This window comes from Kitasatospora cheerisanensis KCTC 2395, from assembly GCF_000696185.1.
Classification (GTDB): Bacteria; Actinomycetota; Actinomycetes; order Streptomycetales; family Streptomycetaceae; genus Kitasatospora; species Kitasatospora cheerisanensis.
The window spans coordinates 1,748,719-1,764,249 of the sequence record NZ_KK853997.1; the positions used below are offsets into that span (position 1 = coordinate 1,748,719).

A 15,531-nucleotide genomic window follows, 5' to 3' on the forward strand; every position below is an offset into this window, starting at 1 on the left:
GGCGCCCCGCTAAACTGAGGCGTCCTCGACTTCTGCTTAACCCGAGGATTCCTCGACTTAAGTCCGAACACAAGCCCGAGCTCCATCCCGAGCTCCAACCCGACCTCCAGCCCGAGCACAAGCCCGAGCTCAAGCACCTCAAGGGAGTTGCCATGTCCGACCCACAGCCGGCCCCCGCCCGGCGACGCCCGCGCGCGGACGCGCTGCGCAACCGCCAGCGGCTGCTGGCGGAGGCCGACGCGGTGTTCCGGGAGGAGGGGACGGGAGCCTCGCTGGAGGGTGTCGCCCGCCGGGCGGGGGTCGCGATCGGCACCCTGTACGGGCACTTCCCGACCCGGGCCGCGCTGATCGCCGCGCTGCTGGAGGAGCGCAACCAGGCGCTGTTCGCGTACGGCGCGGAGCTCGCCGAGGGCCCCGACCCGGCGGCGGCGCTGGCCGAGTGGGTCCGCGCGGTGGTCCGGCACGCCGCCGCCTACCAGGGGCTGGCCGACCAACTCTCGGCGGGAAACGACGAGTTGAACGAGTCCTGCGCCGAGATGACCGCGCTCGGCGACCGGTTCACCGAGCGGGCCCGGGCGGCGGGCGTGCTGCGCGGCGACACCACCGGCGCGGACCTGTTCACGCTGATGAACGCCGCCGCGTGGAGCCGCGAGCACGACACCCCCGAACAGGCCGACCGGCTGCTCGACCTCGCACTGGCGGGCATGCTCACCACCACCCCGCCACCCGCCGCCGGCTGACCCGCCGTCACCGCCCCACCTCCCCGCAGCTCCACCGCCGACCGACCGCAGCCGCCCCCGGGCGCCGACCGGCCGGGTTTCCTCCGGTTTCGCGGACGCGGGCCCGGTCCGGCTGGGATGCTGAGCGGCGGTCAGGGGGTGGCCTGGGCAAGGGGGTTGCTGCGGTGCGCGTGGTGTACGTGATCGACAGTGTGAGCCGGGTGGGTGGCGCCGAGCAGGGCCTGGTGGCGATGGCGCCGCTGCTGGTGCGGGCGGGCGTCGAGCTGCAGGTGGCGTTCCTGAAGGAGTCCCCGGGCGGTTTCCAGGCCGAGTTGCGGGCGGCCGGCGCGGAGCCGGTGCCGGTGCTGCGCGGCTCCCGTCCGGCCCGACTGGCGGCGCTGCGCGGGGAATTCCGCCGCCGCCGGCCGGACCTGGTGCACACCACCCTGTTCGAGTCGGACGTGCTGGGCCGCTCCGCGGCGCTCGCCGCCGGGGTGCCGGTGGTGTCCAGCCTGGTCAACTCGGCGTACGGGCCCGAGCACCTGCGGGCCCGCGGCCTGAACCCGTGGAAGGTGCGGGCCGCGCAGACCGTGGACGCGCTGACCGCGCAGGGCGTGCGGCGCTTCCACGCGCTGACCGACCACGTCGCGGACGCGATGGCGGCCCGCCTGCACGTGCCGCGCCGCCGGATCGACGTGGTGCCGCGCGGCCGCGACCCGCAGCTGCTCGGGTCGGTGACCCCGCAGCGGCGGGCGGCGGTGCGGGCCGGATTGGGCCTCGCCGAGGACGTGCCGGTGGTGCTGGCGGCCGCCCGGCAGCAGTACCAGAAGGGCCTGGACGTGCTGCTCTCCGCCTGGCCCGCCGTCCGCGCGGCGCGGCCGGACGCGGTGCTGCTGCTGGCGGGCAGCCGGGGCGGCGAGACGGCCCGGTTGGAGGAACTGGCCGCCCGCACCGAGGGGGTGCGCTTCCTCGGGCCGCGCGACGACGTGTTCGACCTGATGGCGGCGGCCGAGGTGTGCGCGGTGCCCTCGCGCTGGGAGGGGCTGGGCAGCGCGGCGATGGAGGCGATGGGCGTCGGCGTGCCGCTGGTGTGCGCGGACGTCCCGGCGCTGCGCGAGACGGTCGGCTCGGAGGACTACGCGCTGCTCGTCCCGCCGCAGCGCCCGCAGGAGTTGGCCGGGGCGCTGCTGCGGACGCTGGACGGGCCCGGCGAGGCGCTGGTGCGCGCGAAGGCCGCCCGGGCGCGTTTCCTGACCAGGTACACGCTCCAGCAGGTGTCCGCGCGGATGGTCGGGTTCTACGAGCGCGCACTGGCCTGACGCCGGGCGGGCGGTTCGTCCGCCCACCGACCCCGGCCGTCCGGGGACGTGTGATCGGATCGTGTGCGCGCGTCCGGAATCCGTCCACGGCTCGGTACCGGAATCGCCAAAGTGCTTGCGCCGCAGGTCCGGGGCGGGAAGCATCGTTCGGCGGGGGGTCGGTCTGGGGGGACCGTCCGGTCTGTTGTGGCCGCAGCCGTGGAGCACCGTGCGCAGATCCTGTTCGGCGCCGCTTCCGGGGGGATTCGAGGCCGCGCCGGCGCGTGCCGCCCGACGGGCGGCGGCGGGGCGTGGGAACGAGGCGAGGGGAACCAACCGGTGGAACCGGCAAATCTGTTCACCGTCCTGCGGCGGTACTGGCGGCTGCTGGCCGGCTGTACGGCCGCCGCTCTGATCGTGGGGTTCGTGCTGACGCCGGCCGGTGACGCGGTGGACAACGGCAAGTGGCAGTGCAAGGTGGCGATCACGCCGGTCGCGGGCGCGGCCGACACCGTCCGGGCCGACCAGGTGCTGTCGTACGCGCAGGGTTCGGCGGTGACCACGGCCGCCGCGCAGAAGCTGCACATCACGGACGTCGCGGGACTGTCGGCGCGCCGCACGGTGGCGGCCGCGTCCACCCAGATGCTGGTGTTCACCACCACCGGCCCGACCCAGCAGTCCTGCGCGGACCTGGCGGCGGCGCTGTCGGAGGCCACCATCACCGGCTACAGCCAGGAGTCGAAGAAGAGCGCCGACGAGTCGATCAAGCGGCTGCGCGCGCAGGCCGACTCCCAGCAGCAGCAACTCGACGACCTGCAGAAGCAGTTCAGCCGGGCGGGCGCGACCGATCAGGCCAAGCTCCAGCCGCAGCTGTCCACCGCGACGGGCGCGCTGACCAAGACCCTCGGCGCGATCGCCGACCTGCAGAACTACAGCCAGACCGACGCGATCCAGCAGTGGGGGTCGATCGACACCAAGGAGGCCGGCGGCAACCTGCTGACCTCGCCCACCCGCACCGTCCGGCTGGCGCTGGCGGTGGTGCTGGGCCTGGCGCTGGGCGTGGTCGCCGCACTGATGCTGTCCCGGATGGACACCCGGCTGCGCACCCGCGACGGCGTCGAGGAGGCGTTCAACCTGCCGGTGATCGGCGAGATCCCGCACCTGTCGCGGCGCCTGCGCCGGCTGCGCGAACCGCTGGTGACGGCCCGTCCGGAGGACCCGGCGACCGAGGCCTACCGCTCGCTGCGCTCCACCCTGCTGCTGACCGGCCCGCGGTCGCTGTCGGCGCAGCTCGGCCAGGGCGGCCTGGACCCGGACGACCGGCGGGCCCGGCGGGCGGCCGAGCCGGCACCGGTGGTGCTGGTGATGTCGGGGCGCTCCGGCGACGGGCGGACCACCACGGTGGCGAACCTGGCGGCGACGCTCGCCGAGACGGGCCGTCAGGTGCTGCTGCTGGACTGCGACTTCCGGCAGCCGGACCTGCGCGGCCAGTTCGGGGTGGGCGACGGCCCGGGCATGGCGGAGCTGCTGTCGGGCGAGCAGCTGCCGGACCCGGTGGACCTGATCCGCCGCACCAACGTGCCGGGCGTCGCGCTGATCACCGGCGGCAACACCACGGCCTACCCGGCGGCGCTGGTGCTGCGCGCCGGGGAGGTGCTGACGCTGGCCCGCCGGCACGCGGACGTGGTGCTGATCGACTCCTCGCCGCTGCTGCACGCCAACGACGCCTACGACCTGGTGCAGCACGCGGACGCGGTGCTGGTGACGGTGATGGCGGGCAACGTCCGGCCGGAGGAGGCCGACCGGGTGTCCGAGCTGCTGGCCCGCACCGGCGTGCCGGTGGCGGGCGTGGCGCTGCTGGGCGCGGAGGGCACCACGGGGCGGCGCAAGCGCGTCCTGCGGCCGGGCCGCGGGGCGGCGAAGGGCGGGCCGGCCGCGCCGCCGGCTCCGTCGGGATCGTCGGCGCCGCGCCGGGCCGAGCCGTCCCGGTCGGAACCGCGCCGGGCCGAGCCGTCCCACCGGGCCGAGCCGCAGCACCGTCAGGAGCCGTCGCGCCGTCAGGACCCGTCGCACCGTCAGGAGGCGCAGCAGCGCGGCGAGCCGCCGCACCGGGTGGAGCCGCAGCGCCGGCCGGGCGAGCACCAGCGGCCCGCCGAGGCGCGCCCGCCGGTGTACGGCGAGGGCGCTGACCGCCGGGACGGGGCGGCGAGTTGGGGCCGCCGGCCGGCCGAGCTGCCGCCGGAGGAGCCGGTGGAGACCACGCTGCAGCTGCGCCTGGGCGAGGACCGGTGACCGGGCCGGCCCGGGTGCTCTGGCTGGCCAAGGGCCTGGGGCGGGGCGGCGCGGAGCAGCTGCTGGTCAACTGCGCCCGCCACGCGGACCGTTCGCGCTGGGCGATCGAGGTGGCGTACGTGCTGCCGTACAAGGACGCGCTGGTGCCCGCGCTGGAGGAGGCCGGGGTGGCCGTGCACTGCCTGGGCGGCGCGCCGGGCCGGCGCTGGCCGCTGCGGCTGCGGGCGCTGCTGGCGGAGCGCCGGTACGACCTGGTGCACACCCACATGCCGGTGCCGGCGGTCGCCGCCCGCCTGCTGACGGCCGGCCGGCGGGCCCCCCGCCTGGTGCACACCGAGCACAACCTGTGGGAGCGCTACCGGCTCCCGACCCGCTGGGCGAACGCGCTCACCTACGGCCGCAACGACGCGGTGATCGCGGTCTCGCACGCGGTGGCGGCGGGCATCGGGCGCCGCCGCCCCGGCGACTGGCTGACGGTGGTGCACCACGGACCGGACCTGGGCGACGCCCCGTCCGGCCCGGCCGCGCGCCGCGCCGCGCGCGCCGAACTGGGCCTGCCGGACGAGGCGTTGGTGATCGGGACGGTCGGCAACCTGACGGCGAAGAAGGACCAGGCCGCGCTGCTGGCCGCGTTCGCGCTGCTGCGCCGCCGGCGGCCGGACGCCCGGCTGGTGCTGGTCGGGGCGGGCCCGCTGGAGTCACGGCTGCGCGAACTCGCGGGCGAGGGCGTGCTGTTCGCGGGTTCCCGGGGGGACGTGCCGGCGCTGCTGCCGGGCTGGGACGTGTTCTGCCTGAGCTCGCGTCAGGAGGGCCTGCCGGTGGCGCTGATGGAGGCGATGACCTCCGGCCTGCCGTCGGTGGTGACCAGGGTCGGCGGCATGCCGGAGGTGCTGGACGACGGCGTCGAGGGCCGCCTGGTGGCACCCGGCGACCCGGCGCAACTGGCGGCCGCGCTGGACGGGTTGGCGGCCGACCGGGGGCTGCGGGAGCGGATGGGCGCGGCGGCCCGGGAGCGGTCGAAGTCCTTCGACGTGGCGGGCGCGCAGCGGGCGATCGAGCGGGTGTACGCACGGGTGCTGGCCCGCTGAGTCCGGAGGGGACGAGCACGACGTGAGCGCTGAACTGACGTACCGCGGGCTGGAGTCGGCGGACGTTCCGGCGGTCCTTGAGCTGTTGACGACGTCGCTGGCGGGCGGTCCGACGGGGCGGCGCAGCGCCGACTTCTTCGACTGGAAGCACCGGGCGAACCCGTTCGGGTCGAGCCCGGGGCTGGTGGCGGTCGCACCGGACGGGCGGATCGCGGGGGTGCGGCTGTTCCTGCGCTGGTCGTGGCGGGGCGCGGGCGGCCGCGAGGTGGCGGCGGTGCGGCCGGTGGACACCGCGACGCATCCGGACTTCCAGGGGCGCGGGATCTTCCGCCGGCTCACCCTGGCGCTGCTCGAACAGGTGGCGGGCGAGGCCGAGTTGGTGTTCAACACGCCGAACGGCAACAGCCTGCCGGGCTATCTGCGGATGGGCTGGCGGGAGCTCGGCCGGGTGCAGGTGGCGCTGCGGGTGGCCCGGCCGGTGTCCTTCGCCCGGGCGCGCGGGCCGCGCTGGCCCGCCGGCCCGGTCCTTCGGGGCCGCCGCGCTGCGAACTGACCACCGCCGCCGACTGGTTCGCGTTCCCGGATCCGCGGCTGCCGGAGCTGCTGGCGGAGCGGGCGCTGGCCGACGCCGCGGAGACGCGGCTGCACACGGTGCGCACCGCCGGGTACCTGGCCTGGCGGTACGGGGCCGCGCCGGGCCTGGACTACCGGGTGGTGACGGTCGAACGGGGCGGTGAGCTGGTCGGGCTGGCGTTCGGCCGGCCCCGGCGGCGCGGCCCGCTGGCGGAGTTCACGCTCGCCGAGCTGATCGTCCGCCCCGGCGACCGGGCGGCCGCGGCCGGGCTGCTGCGGGCCGCGGCGGCCTCCGGCTGCGACCACGCGGCCACGCATCTGGCGCCGGGCACCGAGGCCGCGGCGGCGGGCCTGCGGGCGGGCTGCGTGACCGCGCCGCGCACCGGGATGGTGCTGGCGGCCCGTACCCCGAGCGGCCCGCTGCCGGCCCAACGCACCCTCGCTGACTGGCGGTTCAGCCTCGGCGACCTGGAGGTCTTCTGATGGCGGCGGCGCGCCCGGCCGGCCTGCGGCTGCGCGAGGCGGTGCGGCGCGGCCGGCTGACGGCGCTGGCCTGGGCGCTGGTGATGGGCTACGTGACGGTGTTCGTGCTGGCGATGGTGCACACCACGTACGACACCTGGGGGGCGCTGCTGGTCGCGCCGGCGCTGATGGCGATCGGTACGCCGATCCTGGCCCGGGTGGCGGCGGGCAATCCGGAGCGGGGCGTGTTCAAGCTGCTGATCGTGGCGATGGGCGCCAAGCTGTTCTGCGCGTTCCCGCGCTACCTGATGGCGTTCGTGCTGTACGGCGGCGCGGCGGACGCCAAGATGTACGACCAGAAGGGCTCGGAGCTCGCCGAGTACCTGACCTCCACGGACCTGTTCGGCGGCCTGCACTACGACCTGGGCATGAAGGTCGCCGGGACGGGCTTCGTCATCATCGTCACCGGCGTGGTCTACGCGATCACCGGGCCGACCCTGGTCGGCGGGTTCCTGGTGTTCTCCTGGCTGGGCTTCTGGGGGCTGCTGTTCTTCTGGCGGGCGCTGCAGATCGCCTTCCCGGAGGCCGACTCGCGGCGCTACGCGAAGCTGGTGTTCTTCCTGCCCTCGCTGCTGTTCTGGCCGTCCAGCATCGGCAAGGACGCCTGGATGATGTTCTGCCTGGGCCTGACCACGTACGGCGTGGCGCGGCTGCTGGACCGGCGGTTCGGCGCGTTCGTGTGCATCGCGGCGGGCTCGCTGGGCACTGCGATGGTCCGCCCGCACGTCACGGTGCTGGCGGGCGCGGGGCTGACGGTGGCGTACGTGCTGCGCAAGCGGCCGCGGCAGGTGTCGGCGCTGGGCCGCTGCGGACGGTGCTGACGGTGGCGGTGCTGGGCGTCGGCGTGATGCTGATGCTGCAGCAGGTGTCGACCTTCTTCGGCACCAACGGGACGGGCGGGGACGCCGTCAACCAGGTGCTGTCGGAGACCTCGCGGCGCACCTCGCAGGGCTCCTCGGTGATCAACGCGGCGACGGCGGAGGATCCGGCGCCCGCGTTCAGCCTGAACCCGGCGCGGCTGCCGGTGTCGGTGATCAGCGTGCTGTTCCGGCCGTTCCCGTTCGAGGCGTCGAACGTGCAGAACCTGATCCAGTCGGTGGAGTGCTTCGCGCTGCTGGTGATGTTCGTCCGGGCCTGGCCCCAACTGGCCCGCATCCCGAAGCTGTTCGTCCAGCGCTCGTACGTGGCGTTCACCGTGGTGTACACGCTGCTGTTCTGCTGGGCGTTCTCCACCATCAACAACATGGGCATCCTGTCCCGCGAACGGGTGCAGGTGCTGCCGCTGGTCCTGGTGCTCCTGGCGATCCCCCGGCCGGCCGCCGCCGGCCCGGTGGCGCGCCGCCGGCGTCCGCCGGTGTGGCGGGTGCAGCCCGGCCAGTGGGGCGGCGGCCCAGGGCCCGAACCGCCGGTCGCCGTCGGCGCACCGGACACCGTGTCACGAACCCAGGGGGGATCGACCACATGACGACCGACCAGCTGCGCCCCGCCGTCCTCGACGGCGCGCCCGCCTTCCCCGACGGCCTGCCACTCACCCGGGTCCGGGTGCCGGACCGCGAACGGCTGCTCGGCCGGCTCGCCGAGGTGCTCGACTCCGGGATGCTCACCAACGGGCCCACCGTCCGCGAACTCGAGGAGCGGGCGGCCGAGTTGCTGGACGTGCCGCACGTGGTCGCGGTGTCCAACTGCACGGCCGGCCTGATGCTCGTCCTGCAGGCCGCCGGGGTGGACGGCCGCCGCCCGGTGCTGATGCCGGGCTTCACGTTCTCCGCGACCGCGCACGCCGCGCACTGGGCGGGCGGCGTCCCGCTGTTCGCGGAGGCCCGCGAGCAGGACATCACCCTCGACCCGGCGGACGCCGAGGCCCGGCTGAAGGCCGCCGACGCGCCCGCCGCGATGATGGCCACCCACGTGTACGGAACGCCCTGCCAGGTCGAGGAGTTGCAGCGGATCGCCGACACCGCCGGGGTGCCGCTGGTGTACGACGCCGCGCACGGCCTCGGCTCGGCCCGGCGCGGCGTCCCGGTGGGCGGCTTCGGCCTGGCCGAGGTGTTCTCGATGAGCCCGACCAAGGTCGCGGTGGCCGGCGAGGGCGGCCTGGTCGCCACCCGGGACGCGGCGCTGGCCGCCACCCTGCGCACCGCCCGCGACTACGGCAACCCCGGCGACTACGACACCCTGTTCCCCGGCCTGAACGCCCGGATGAGCGAACTGCACGCCGCGGTCGGCCTGACCTGGCTGGCCGGACTGCCCGAGCGGGTCGCCCACCGGGGCGCGCTGGTCGCCGAGTTCGCCCGCGCCACGGCCGGCCTGCCCGGGCTGCGCCTCGCCCTCCCGGAGGACGGCGACACCTCCACCTTCAAGGACCTGACGCTGATCCTGGACGCCGGCGCGTTCGGCCTGAGCAGCCGTCAGCTGGCGGTCGCGCTGAAGGCCGAGGGCGTCGACACCCGCCGCTACTTCCACCCGCCCGTCCACCGGCAGCGCGCCTACGCCCACCTCGGGCAGGCCGAGGAGCTGCCGCGCACCGACCGGCTCGCCGACGCGGTGCTGACCGTCCCGCTGTGGTCGCACATGAACGCGGCGACCGTTCGCCGGGTCGCCGACGCGGTGGTGCGTGTCCGGTCCTTCGCGCCGGAGGTGCGGGGCGTGCTGCGCGACGTCTGACCGAGCCTCGCAAGGCGGTTCGGCCGTTAGTCGGATCAGGTGAACTCGGCTGGACCGTAGGGAGGTTGGCCCGTCAGGATGGCGAGCATGTTCAAGGGATTCCGCAGCTTCCTGCTGCGCGGCAACGTGGTCGACCTCGCGGTCGGCATCGTCATCGGCGCCGCGTTCACCGCCGTCGTCACCGGTTTCGTCGCAGCCTTCCTGACCCCGCTGGTCGGCGTCGCCTCCGGCGCGGTCGGCGACTTCAGCAAGGAGGCGTTCACCGTCGCCGACGTCACCTTCCCCTACGGCGCCTTCCTGCAGGCGCTGATCAGCTTCGTGCTGGTCGCCGCCGTCATCTACTTCGCCGTCGTGATGCCGGTCGGCAAGCTGCAGAACCGCTTCAACCCGGTCAAGGACACCCCGGTGGCCAAGGCCGACTGCCCCGAGTGCCTCAGCACGGTGCCGGCCGCCGCGACCCGCTGCGCCCACTGCACCAGCGAACTGGCCGGCCGCCCGGGCTTCCCCGCCCAGGCCACCCCCGCCACCGTGGCCGCCGCGGAGGCAGCCGCTGCCGCCGCGACCGCCACCCGCTGAACCCCCGCCCCGCTCCACCCCGGCCCGGACGGCCCCAGGCCGCCCGGGCCGGCGCCTGTCCGGAACCCGACGCCCCGGATCGCCGCGGCTTGACGCTGCCGCCCGGATCCCGATAGTCGTCACGGTCGTCGCCCGGGCCGAAGGGGCGTCAACCACCGTGCGGGGAGGGCTCGATGGGCGTACTGGGCTGGGCGGCCGTGATCGCGGCGGCGCTGGCGGCGGCGGTCCTGTGGCGCTGGCTGCAGTACCCCGGGGCGTGGCGCTACGCCTTCGAGTCCCGGTACGCCGCCGACCGGCACCGCCTGGACGCCGACCGCAGCCACCTGTGCGAGGTCCTGCACGCCTCCCGGCGCGCCGTCTCCGCCGCCCGCGGCCACGCCGACCGGGCCGGCGAGGCGCACCGCCGCCGGATCGCCGCCGCGCAGGCCGAGGTCGACCGGCTGCGCGACCCCGGCCGGGCGCCGAGCGCGGCGCCCTCGGCGCGCTGCGCCTGTTCGGGCACAAGCTGGTGCTGACCGCCGACGGCCGCACCGCGGACCATCCGCTCGACGGGGTCTCGCTGCGCACCGAGGAGTCCGCCGGCGCCACCCACGTCCACCTGGTGCTCCCCGACGGCCGGCAGCGCGAACTGGAATTCCCGCGCGGCGAATTCACCTCGGCCGAGGTCCGGACCTTCGCGATCGCCGTGCACGACGGCGTGGCCGACGCCAAGCGCGACCGGCTGGAGCGCGAGGCGAAGCTCCCCGCCGCCGAGGCGGCGCTCGCGGAGGTCCGGGCGGACACCGAGGAGGTGGACCGGGCGCACCGGCGGCTGGAGGAGGTCCGCGCCGAGCAGGACGCCGACCCCGCGATCGCGGAGGCCGAAGCGGCCTGGGACGCGGCCTGCGAGCGCTGGCGCAAGCTCACCGGCGTCCGGCCCCACCGGCCGTTCACCGCCCGCTGACGACCCGCCTCAGCCTTAACGCGACCTTTACTGATCCTTTTCCTACGCCCAGTGGAACCTTTTGGATCACTCCGACCTGCGGATCGCCCACGGACCATACGTCGGGGATGGCCGAAATGGACCACCCGTTCGCCCAACTAGCTCCAGTATTGTCCGATTTGAGCGCGCGAAGAGTCTGTAAACAGTTGAACTCCAGGCCGTCCCGCTCTCCTCAGCGGGCATGCTGTGGGCTTACGGTATGCCCCATGACCTCGCCCCGCTCCTACGACGGAGTCGGCTACCCCTCTCCGTCCTTCTCCTCCGGCACGCCCATCTACGACAGCCTGGTCGCAGAGCGCGGCATCCCGCAGATCGCGCCGATCAACGTGCCCCCGGCCCTCCCGGCCACCTCCTGGTCCTCCGCCTACGGCAGCGGCCTGACCGACGGCTTCGGCGCCGGCGGTTTCGGCACCGGTTTCGACTCCCCCGGGTCGAACCTGCCGGCCCTGCCCCCGCCCGGCTCGCCCTCGGCCCCGGCCCGAGCAGCGCCCCGGCGCCCGCGCCGCACATCCCGGTGCAGCCCGGCTACGCGGCCGCGCCCGTGCCGCCGCAGCCGTTCCTGCCCGGCCAGCGCCCGGTCGCCCCGGCCTACCCGCAGCCGGCCCAGGCGTACCCGGCCGCGCCGTCGAACTCCTTCGCCTCCGCGCCGCAGAGCTTCGCCCCGAACCTGGCCCCGCAGCCGTTCGGCGCCCAGCAGTTCGGCGCCCAACCGGCCGGCCAGCAGCAGACGTTCGCCGACCAGTCCTTCGGCGGCAACACCCTGCGCCCGGCCCAGCCGAACCCGCCGCAGCAGTACCCGCAGTACCGCCAGTACCCCCAGGCGGGCTGATCCGGGAACAACGGCAGCACCCCTCCCCACAGGGGCAAGGTCTCATAGGTCCGACACGGAACCCCGCGTCCCACCAGGGCGCGGGGTTCCGTGCGTCCGGGCCCCCGTGGCCGGGGACGGACTCTGGCAGGATTGGCCGCATGCCGCACCTCGCCTCCCTCCACCTGTACCCGGTCAAGTCGATGTACCGCCTCAGCCCGCCGTCCGCCGACGTGCAGCCCTGGGGCCTGGCGGGCGACCGCCGCTGGATGCTGGTGGACGCGGAGGGCGTCGCGCTCACCCAGCGGGACGAGCCGTCGATCGGGCGGTTCCGCCCGCTGCCGTCCGCTGACGGGTCGTCACTCACCCTGACCGCGCCGGACGGCGCGACCCACACGCTCGCCGTGCCGACGCTGGCCGGCGGCGCCCCGGAGGCCACGGTCTCGGTCTTCGGCACCGTCTTCTCCGCCGCGACCGCCGCCGAGGACACCTCCGCGTGGCTGGCCGAGCGGCTCCCCGCGAAGCTCGGCGAGGTCCGGCTGGTGCACCTGGACCGGCCGGAGGTCAGCCGTCCGATCAACCCGGCGTACGCGGCCCCGGACGAGACGGTGTCGATGGCGGACGGCTACCCGCTGCTGGTGACCTCCCTCGCCTCGCTGGCCGAGCTGAACGCCCGGATCGCCGAGGACCACCCGGGCGACGAACGGAAGGGCGCGGCCCTGCCGATGGAGCGCTTCCGGCCGAACCTCGTGGTCGCGGGCACCGAGCCGTGGGCGGAGGACGGCTGGCGGCGGATCCGGGTCGGCGGCCTGGAGTTCCGGGTCGCGAAGCCGTGCGGGCGCTGCGTGGTGACCACCACCGACCAGGAGACCGGCGAGCGCCGCGGCCCGGAGCCGCTGCGCGCGCTGGGCCGGCACCACCGCTTCGGCCAGAAGCTGGTGTTCGGCCAGAACCTGATCCCGGTCCGGCCGGCCGCGGCGTCCGAGGTGCTGGGCACGCTGGCGGTCGGCGACGGGGTGGAGGTCCTGGAGGCCGTCGAGGCCCCGCTGCCGGACCGCCGCTGACCGGCCCGCACGCGCCCCGGGCGGGTACCCGGAACCACCCCCCGGCTCGTTCGTTGAACCGGGCGACGGTCCGGTCCGCCTCGCGCGCTACGGTGGGGGTGATCGCGCAGCGTCTCGACGCACGACGAAGGCGGGGATGACAGATCGTCATGGCTGAGCTCAGGGTCCGGGTCACGCAGGACAGCGCCTCCCGGTGGCGGCGGCGCAGCGGGGAGTACGCGACGCTCCGCGAGGCCCTGGAGGTGGCCGAGCCGGGTGACACCCTGACGGTCCGGGCCGGGCTGTTCCGCGAGGCCGTGGTGGTCGACAAGCCGGTGACGCTGCTCGCCGAGCAGGGCCCGGGCAGCGTGCGGATCTCGCCGCCGGAGAGCGCGGTGCGCGGCGGCACGGCGCTGACGGTGACGGCGGGCGCGACGATCCGCGGCCTGACCGTGGAGGGTTCGGACCGCAGCGCCCCGGCGGTGCTGGTGGCCGGGGCGGACGGCGCGGTGCTGGCCGACTGCCGGATCGAGACCTCGTCCGCGGTGGGCGTCGAACTCGCCGACGGCGCCCGGGCGCAGCTGGTCTCCTGCACGGTGGAGAACCCGTCCGGGCTGGGGGTGCGGCTGCGCGCGCAGTCGCAGGCCGAGCTGCTGGAGTGCGAGATCTCGGCGGCCGGGCAGAGCGGGCTGGCGGTGCTGTCCGGTTCGCGGGTGCGGGCGGAGCGGCTGCGGGTGCACCACACCGGCGGCGCGGGCGTGCTGCTGGCCGATCCCGGTTCGCTGGCGGAGCTGACCGGCTGCGAGGTGTACGAGGTGCGCGGCTCGGGCGTGCAGGCCGAGGCGCAGGCGGTGGGGCGGCTGGCGGACTGCACGGTGCACCGGGTGGCCGGCAACGGGCTGAGCCTGGACACCGGCGCGGAGCTGGAGTTGGCGTCCTGCCGGGTGCACGAGGTGCCGGAGAACGCGGCCGACCTGCGGGGCGGCGCGAAGCTGACGATCCGCCAGTCCACGGTGCACGCGTTCGGGCGGGGTGCGCTGTCGGTGTGGGACGGCGGGACGAAGGTGCTCGCGGAGGGCTGCCGGTTCCACTCCGCGCAGGGCGACTACCCGGCGCTGTGGGTGAGCGACGGCGCGGCGCTGGAGCTGGTGGACTGCGCGCTGGACGACCTGCCGGACGCGCTGTTCGTCCTCGACCAGGGCTCGTCGGCCTCGGCCCGGGACTGCTCGTTCACGGCGATCCGCTCCTCGGCGGTGTCGGTGTCGGGCGGGGCGAGCGCGGACCTGTCGGGGTGCCGGATCCAGGGGGCGGGCACCGGCCTGTGGTTCCGCGACCACGGCTCGGGCGGGCTGCTGACGGACTGTGAGATCGCCGAGGTGGCGACGGGTGTGATCGTCACCAAGGGCGCGGACCCGGTGCTGCGCGAGTGCACGGTGCGCGGCGCGAGCGAGGCCGGGGTGTACGTGTCGGCGCAGGGCCGCGGCGAGTTCGACGCGGTGCGGGTGTCGCAGGGCGGCGGTTTCGGCTTCCACGTGATCGACGGCTGCCGGACGAAGCTGGTGCGCTGCCGGGCGGAGCGCAACGCCCGGTCCGGGTTCGAGTTCTCCGAGCCGGGCCCGGTCGCCGAGGGCTGCACCTCCGACGACGTGGCGCCCGCGCCGGCCCGGCCGCCGTCCCCGCGCCGCGCAGCACCGACCCGGTGCCGCCGCCGCTGGCGACGCTCGCCCCGGCCGTGCTGACCTCCTCCTCCGCGACCGCGCCGCCCGTGGCGGTGATCGCGCCGATTCCGGACTGCCGTCCGGCGGAGGTGGCGCTGGCCGAGCTGGACTCGCTGGTGGGCCTGGCGACGGTCAAGCAGGAGGTGCGGACGCTGATCGACATGATCTCGGTCGGCCGGGCCCGGCAGCGGGCCGGGCTGAAGGCCCCGTCGCCGCGCCGGCACCTGGTCTTCACGGGCTCCCCGGGCACCGGCAAGACCACGGTCGCCCGCCTGTACGGGGAGATCCTGGCCTCGCTGGGCGTCCTGCAGCGCGGGCACCTGGTGGAGGTGGCGCGCCTGGACCTGGTCGGCGAGCACATCGGCTCGACCGCGATCCGCACGGCCGCGGCGTTCGACAAGGCGCGCGGCGGGGTGCTGTTCATCGACGAGGCGTACGCGCTGGCCCCGGAGGACGGCGGGCGGGACTTCGGCCGGGAGGCGATCGACACCCTGGTGAAGCTGATGGAGGACCACCGCGACGAGGTGGTGATCATCGTGGCGGGCTACACCGCCGAGATGGAGCGCTTCCTCGCCGCCAACCCCGGCCTGTCCTCGCGTTTCTCCCGGACCGTCACCTTCCCCGACTACTCCGCCGACGAGCTGCTCGACATCGCCCGGGCGCAGGCCGCCGAGCACGAGTACCACCTGGACGAGGCCACCGCGGCGGCGCTGCACGCCCACTTCGCCGGCCTGGACCGGGGTGCGGGCTTCGGCAACGGCCGCACCGCCCGGCAGGTCTTCGAGAGCATGATCGAGCGGCACGCCTCCCGGGTCGCCCAGCTCACCGACCCGACCACGGAGGACCTCCAGCTCCTGGTCCCCGCCGACCTGCCGGGCTGAGGGATCCGACGCTCCGTCAGGCGTGCGGCGCGAGCGCGGCGGCGAGGCGCTCGCGCAGCGCGGTCTGGGCGGCGATCCGGCGGTCCAGCACGGCGAGGCGCTCCCGGGCGACGGCCAGCGCCCGGGCGGACGGCGGGCCGCTGGTCAGGTCGCCGTCCAGGCACGGCAGGAACACCCGCACGTCGTCGAGGGTGAGCCCGGCGGCCAGCAGGGCGCGGATGTTGCGGACCCGGACGGCCGTGCCCGCCGCGTACTGCCGGTAGCCGTTGGCGGCCCGCTCCGAGTCGATCAGCCCCGCCTGCTCGTAGTGGCGCAGCGCCCGGGCGGTGGTGCCGGTCGCGGCGGCCAGTTCACCGATCCGCATCCG

General features: G+C 75.5%; 17 protein-coding genes. 16 read left to right on the forward strand and 1 reads right to left on the reverse strand.

Annotated elements, in window-relative coordinates:
- Nucleotides 1–152: 152 nt before the first annotated feature.
- The 16 genes from KCH_RS07885 (at nt 153) to KCH_RS47105 (ending at nt 15,164) form a co-directional block, all read left to right on the forward strand.
- Nucleotides 153–740 carry a TetR/AcrR family transcriptional regulator gene (locus tag KCH_RS07885; protein WP_035860637.1) on the forward strand — a complete coding sequence of 196 codons (588 nt, stop codon included), beginning with the start codon at nt 153–155 and terminating at the stop codon, nt 738–740.
- 164 nt (nt 741–904) lie between these two features.
- Entirely contained in the window at nt 905–2,038 is a 1,134-nt protein-coding gene (locus KCH_RS07890) for a glycosyltransferase family 4 protein (RefSeq protein ID WP_035860640.1), read from the forward strand.
- A gap of 318 nt (nt 2,039–2,356) precedes the next feature.
- Nucleotides 2,357–4,309: a CpsD/CapB family tyrosine-protein kinase gene (locus tag KCH_RS37060; protein ID WP_051652865.1), complete on the forward strand. Its 1,953-nt coding sequence runs from the start codon at nt 2,357–2,359 to the stop codon at nt 4,307–4,309.
- Nucleotides 4,306–5,397 carry a glycosyltransferase gene (locus KCH_RS07900; RefSeq protein WP_035860645.1) on the forward strand — a complete coding sequence of 364 codons (1,092 nt, stop codon included), beginning with the start codon at nt 4,306–4,308 and terminating at the stop codon, nt 5,395–5,397. The genes KCH_RS37060 and KCH_RS07900 overlap by 4 nt, the downstream gene beginning before the upstream one ends.
- 22 nt (nt 5,398–5,419) lie before the next feature.
- On the forward strand, nt 5,420–5,950 hold the full coding sequence (locus tag KCH_RS07905) for a GNAT family N-acetyltransferase (protein WP_051652866.1): 531 nt from the start codon (nt 5,420–5,422) through the stop codon (nt 5,948–5,950).
- A 98-nt stretch (nt 5,951–6,048) separates the two neighbouring features.
- Nucleotides 6,049–6,453 carry a hypothetical protein gene (locus tag KCH_RS07910; protein WP_035860648.1) on the forward strand — a complete coding sequence of 135 codons (405 nt, stop codon included), beginning with the start codon at nt 6,049–6,051 and terminating at the stop codon, nt 6,451–6,453.
- Nucleotides 6,453–7,313, forward strand: coding sequence for a hypothetical protein (locus tag KCH_RS07915; RefSeq protein WP_035860651.1), 861 nt, complete (start codon nt 6,453–6,455; stop codon nt 7,311–7,313). Before KCH_RS07910 ends, KCH_RS07915 begins: the two co-directional genes overlap by 1 nt.
- The gene (locus KCH_RS07920) at nt 7,307–7,957 is read left to right on the forward strand and encodes a hypothetical protein (RefSeq protein ID WP_208865928.1); all 651 of its coding nucleotides are present in this window, start codon (nt 7,307–7,309) and stop codon (nt 7,955–7,957) included. Before KCH_RS07915 ends, KCH_RS07920 begins: the two co-directional genes overlap by 7 nt.
- Entirely contained in the window at nt 7,954–9,156 is a 1,203-nt protein-coding gene (locus KCH_RS07925) for a DegT/DnrJ/EryC1/StrS family aminotransferase (protein ID WP_035860657.1), read from the forward strand. Before KCH_RS07920 ends, KCH_RS07925 begins: the two co-directional genes overlap by 4 nt.
- An 87-nt stretch (nt 9,157–9,243) precedes the next feature.
- The gene (mscL, locus tag KCH_RS07930; RefSeq protein WP_051652867.1) at nt 9,244–9,732 is read left to right on the forward strand and encodes a large conductance mechanosensitive channel protein MscL; all 489 of its coding nucleotides are present in this window, start codon (nt 9,244–9,246) and stop codon (nt 9,730–9,732) included.
- A gap of 173 nt (nt 9,733–9,905) precedes the next feature.
- The gene (locus KCH_RS07935; protein ID WP_035860660.1) at nt 9,906–10,247 is read left to right on the forward strand and encodes a hypothetical protein; all 342 of its coding nucleotides are present in this window, start codon (nt 9,906–9,908) and stop codon (nt 10,245–10,247) included.
- Nucleotides 10,241–10,675 (forward strand): hypothetical protein, encoded by a 435-nt coding sequence (locus KCH_RS07940; protein ID WP_035860663.1) that lies wholly within the window; start codon nt 10,241–10,243, stop codon nt 10,673–10,675. Before KCH_RS07935 ends, KCH_RS07940 begins: the two co-directional genes overlap by 7 nt.
- 553 nt (nt 10,676–11,228) lie before the next feature.
- Complete coding sequence (locus KCH_RS07945) at nt 11,229–11,543, forward strand: hypothetical protein (RefSeq protein WP_051652868.1); 315 nt, start codon at nt 11,229–11,231, stop codon at nt 11,541–11,543.
- 140 nt (nt 11,544–11,683) lie between these two features.
- Entirely contained in the window at nt 11,684–12,586 is a 903-nt protein-coding gene (locus KCH_RS07950; protein ID WP_035860666.1) for an MOSC domain-containing protein, read from the forward strand.
- Nucleotides 12,587–12,735: 149 nt separating this feature from the next.
- Nucleotides 12,736–14,304 carry a right-handed parallel beta-helix repeat-containing protein gene (locus KCH_RS47100; RefSeq protein ID WP_425268742.1) on the forward strand — a complete coding sequence of 523 codons (1,569 nt, stop codon included), beginning with the start codon at nt 12,736–12,738 and terminating at the stop codon, nt 14,302–14,304.
- Complete coding sequence (locus tag KCH_RS47105) at nt 14,265–15,164, forward strand: AAA family ATPase (protein ID WP_425268743.1); 900 nt, start codon at nt 14,265–14,267, stop codon at nt 15,162–15,164. Before KCH_RS47100 ends, KCH_RS47105 begins: the two co-directional genes overlap by 40 nt.
- Nucleotides 15,165–15,180: 16 nt before the next feature.
- Here the strand turns inward: KCH_RS47105 and KCH_RS07960 are convergent, their stop codons facing one another.
- Nucleotides 15,181–15,528, reverse strand: a complete 348-nt coding sequence (locus KCH_RS07960) for a MerR family transcriptional regulator (protein ID WP_035860668.1) — start codon at nt 15,526–15,528, stop codon at nt 15,181–15,183.
- Between the last annotated feature and the right edge of the window lie 3 nt (nt 15,529–15,531).

Coding starts and splice junctions, on each gene's coding strand:
- KCH_RS07885 (WP_035860637.1), top strand. CDS start 153: ATGTCCGACCCACAGCCGGCCCCCGCCCGGCGACGCCCGCGCGCGGAC.
- KCH_RS07915 (WP_035860651.1), top strand. CDS start 6,453: ATGGCGGCGGCGCGCCCGGCCGGCCTGCGGCTGCGCGAGGCGGTGCGG.
- KCH_RS07925 (WP_035860657.1), top strand. CDS start 7,954: ATGACGACCGACCAGCTGCGCCCCGCCGTCCTCGACGGCGCGCCCGCC.
- mscL (WP_051652867.1), top strand. CDS start 9,244: ATGTTCAAGGGATTCCGCAGCTTCCTGCTGCGCGGCAACGTGGTCGAC.
- KCH_RS07935 (WP_035860660.1), top strand. CDS start 9,906: ATGGGCGTACTGGGCTGGGCGGCCGTGATCGCGGCGGCGCTGGCGGCG.
- KCH_RS07950 (WP_035860666.1), top strand. CDS start 11,684: ATGCCGCACCTCGCCTCCCTCCACCTGTACCCGGTCAAGTCGATGTAC.
- KCH_RS47100 (WP_425268742.1), top strand. CDS start 12,736: ATGGCTGAGCTCAGGGTCCGGGTCACGCAGGACAGCGCCTCCCGGTGG.
- KCH_RS07960 (WP_035860668.1), bottom strand. CDS start 15,528: ATGCGGATCGGTGAACTGGCCGCCGCGACCGGCACCACCGCCCGGGCG.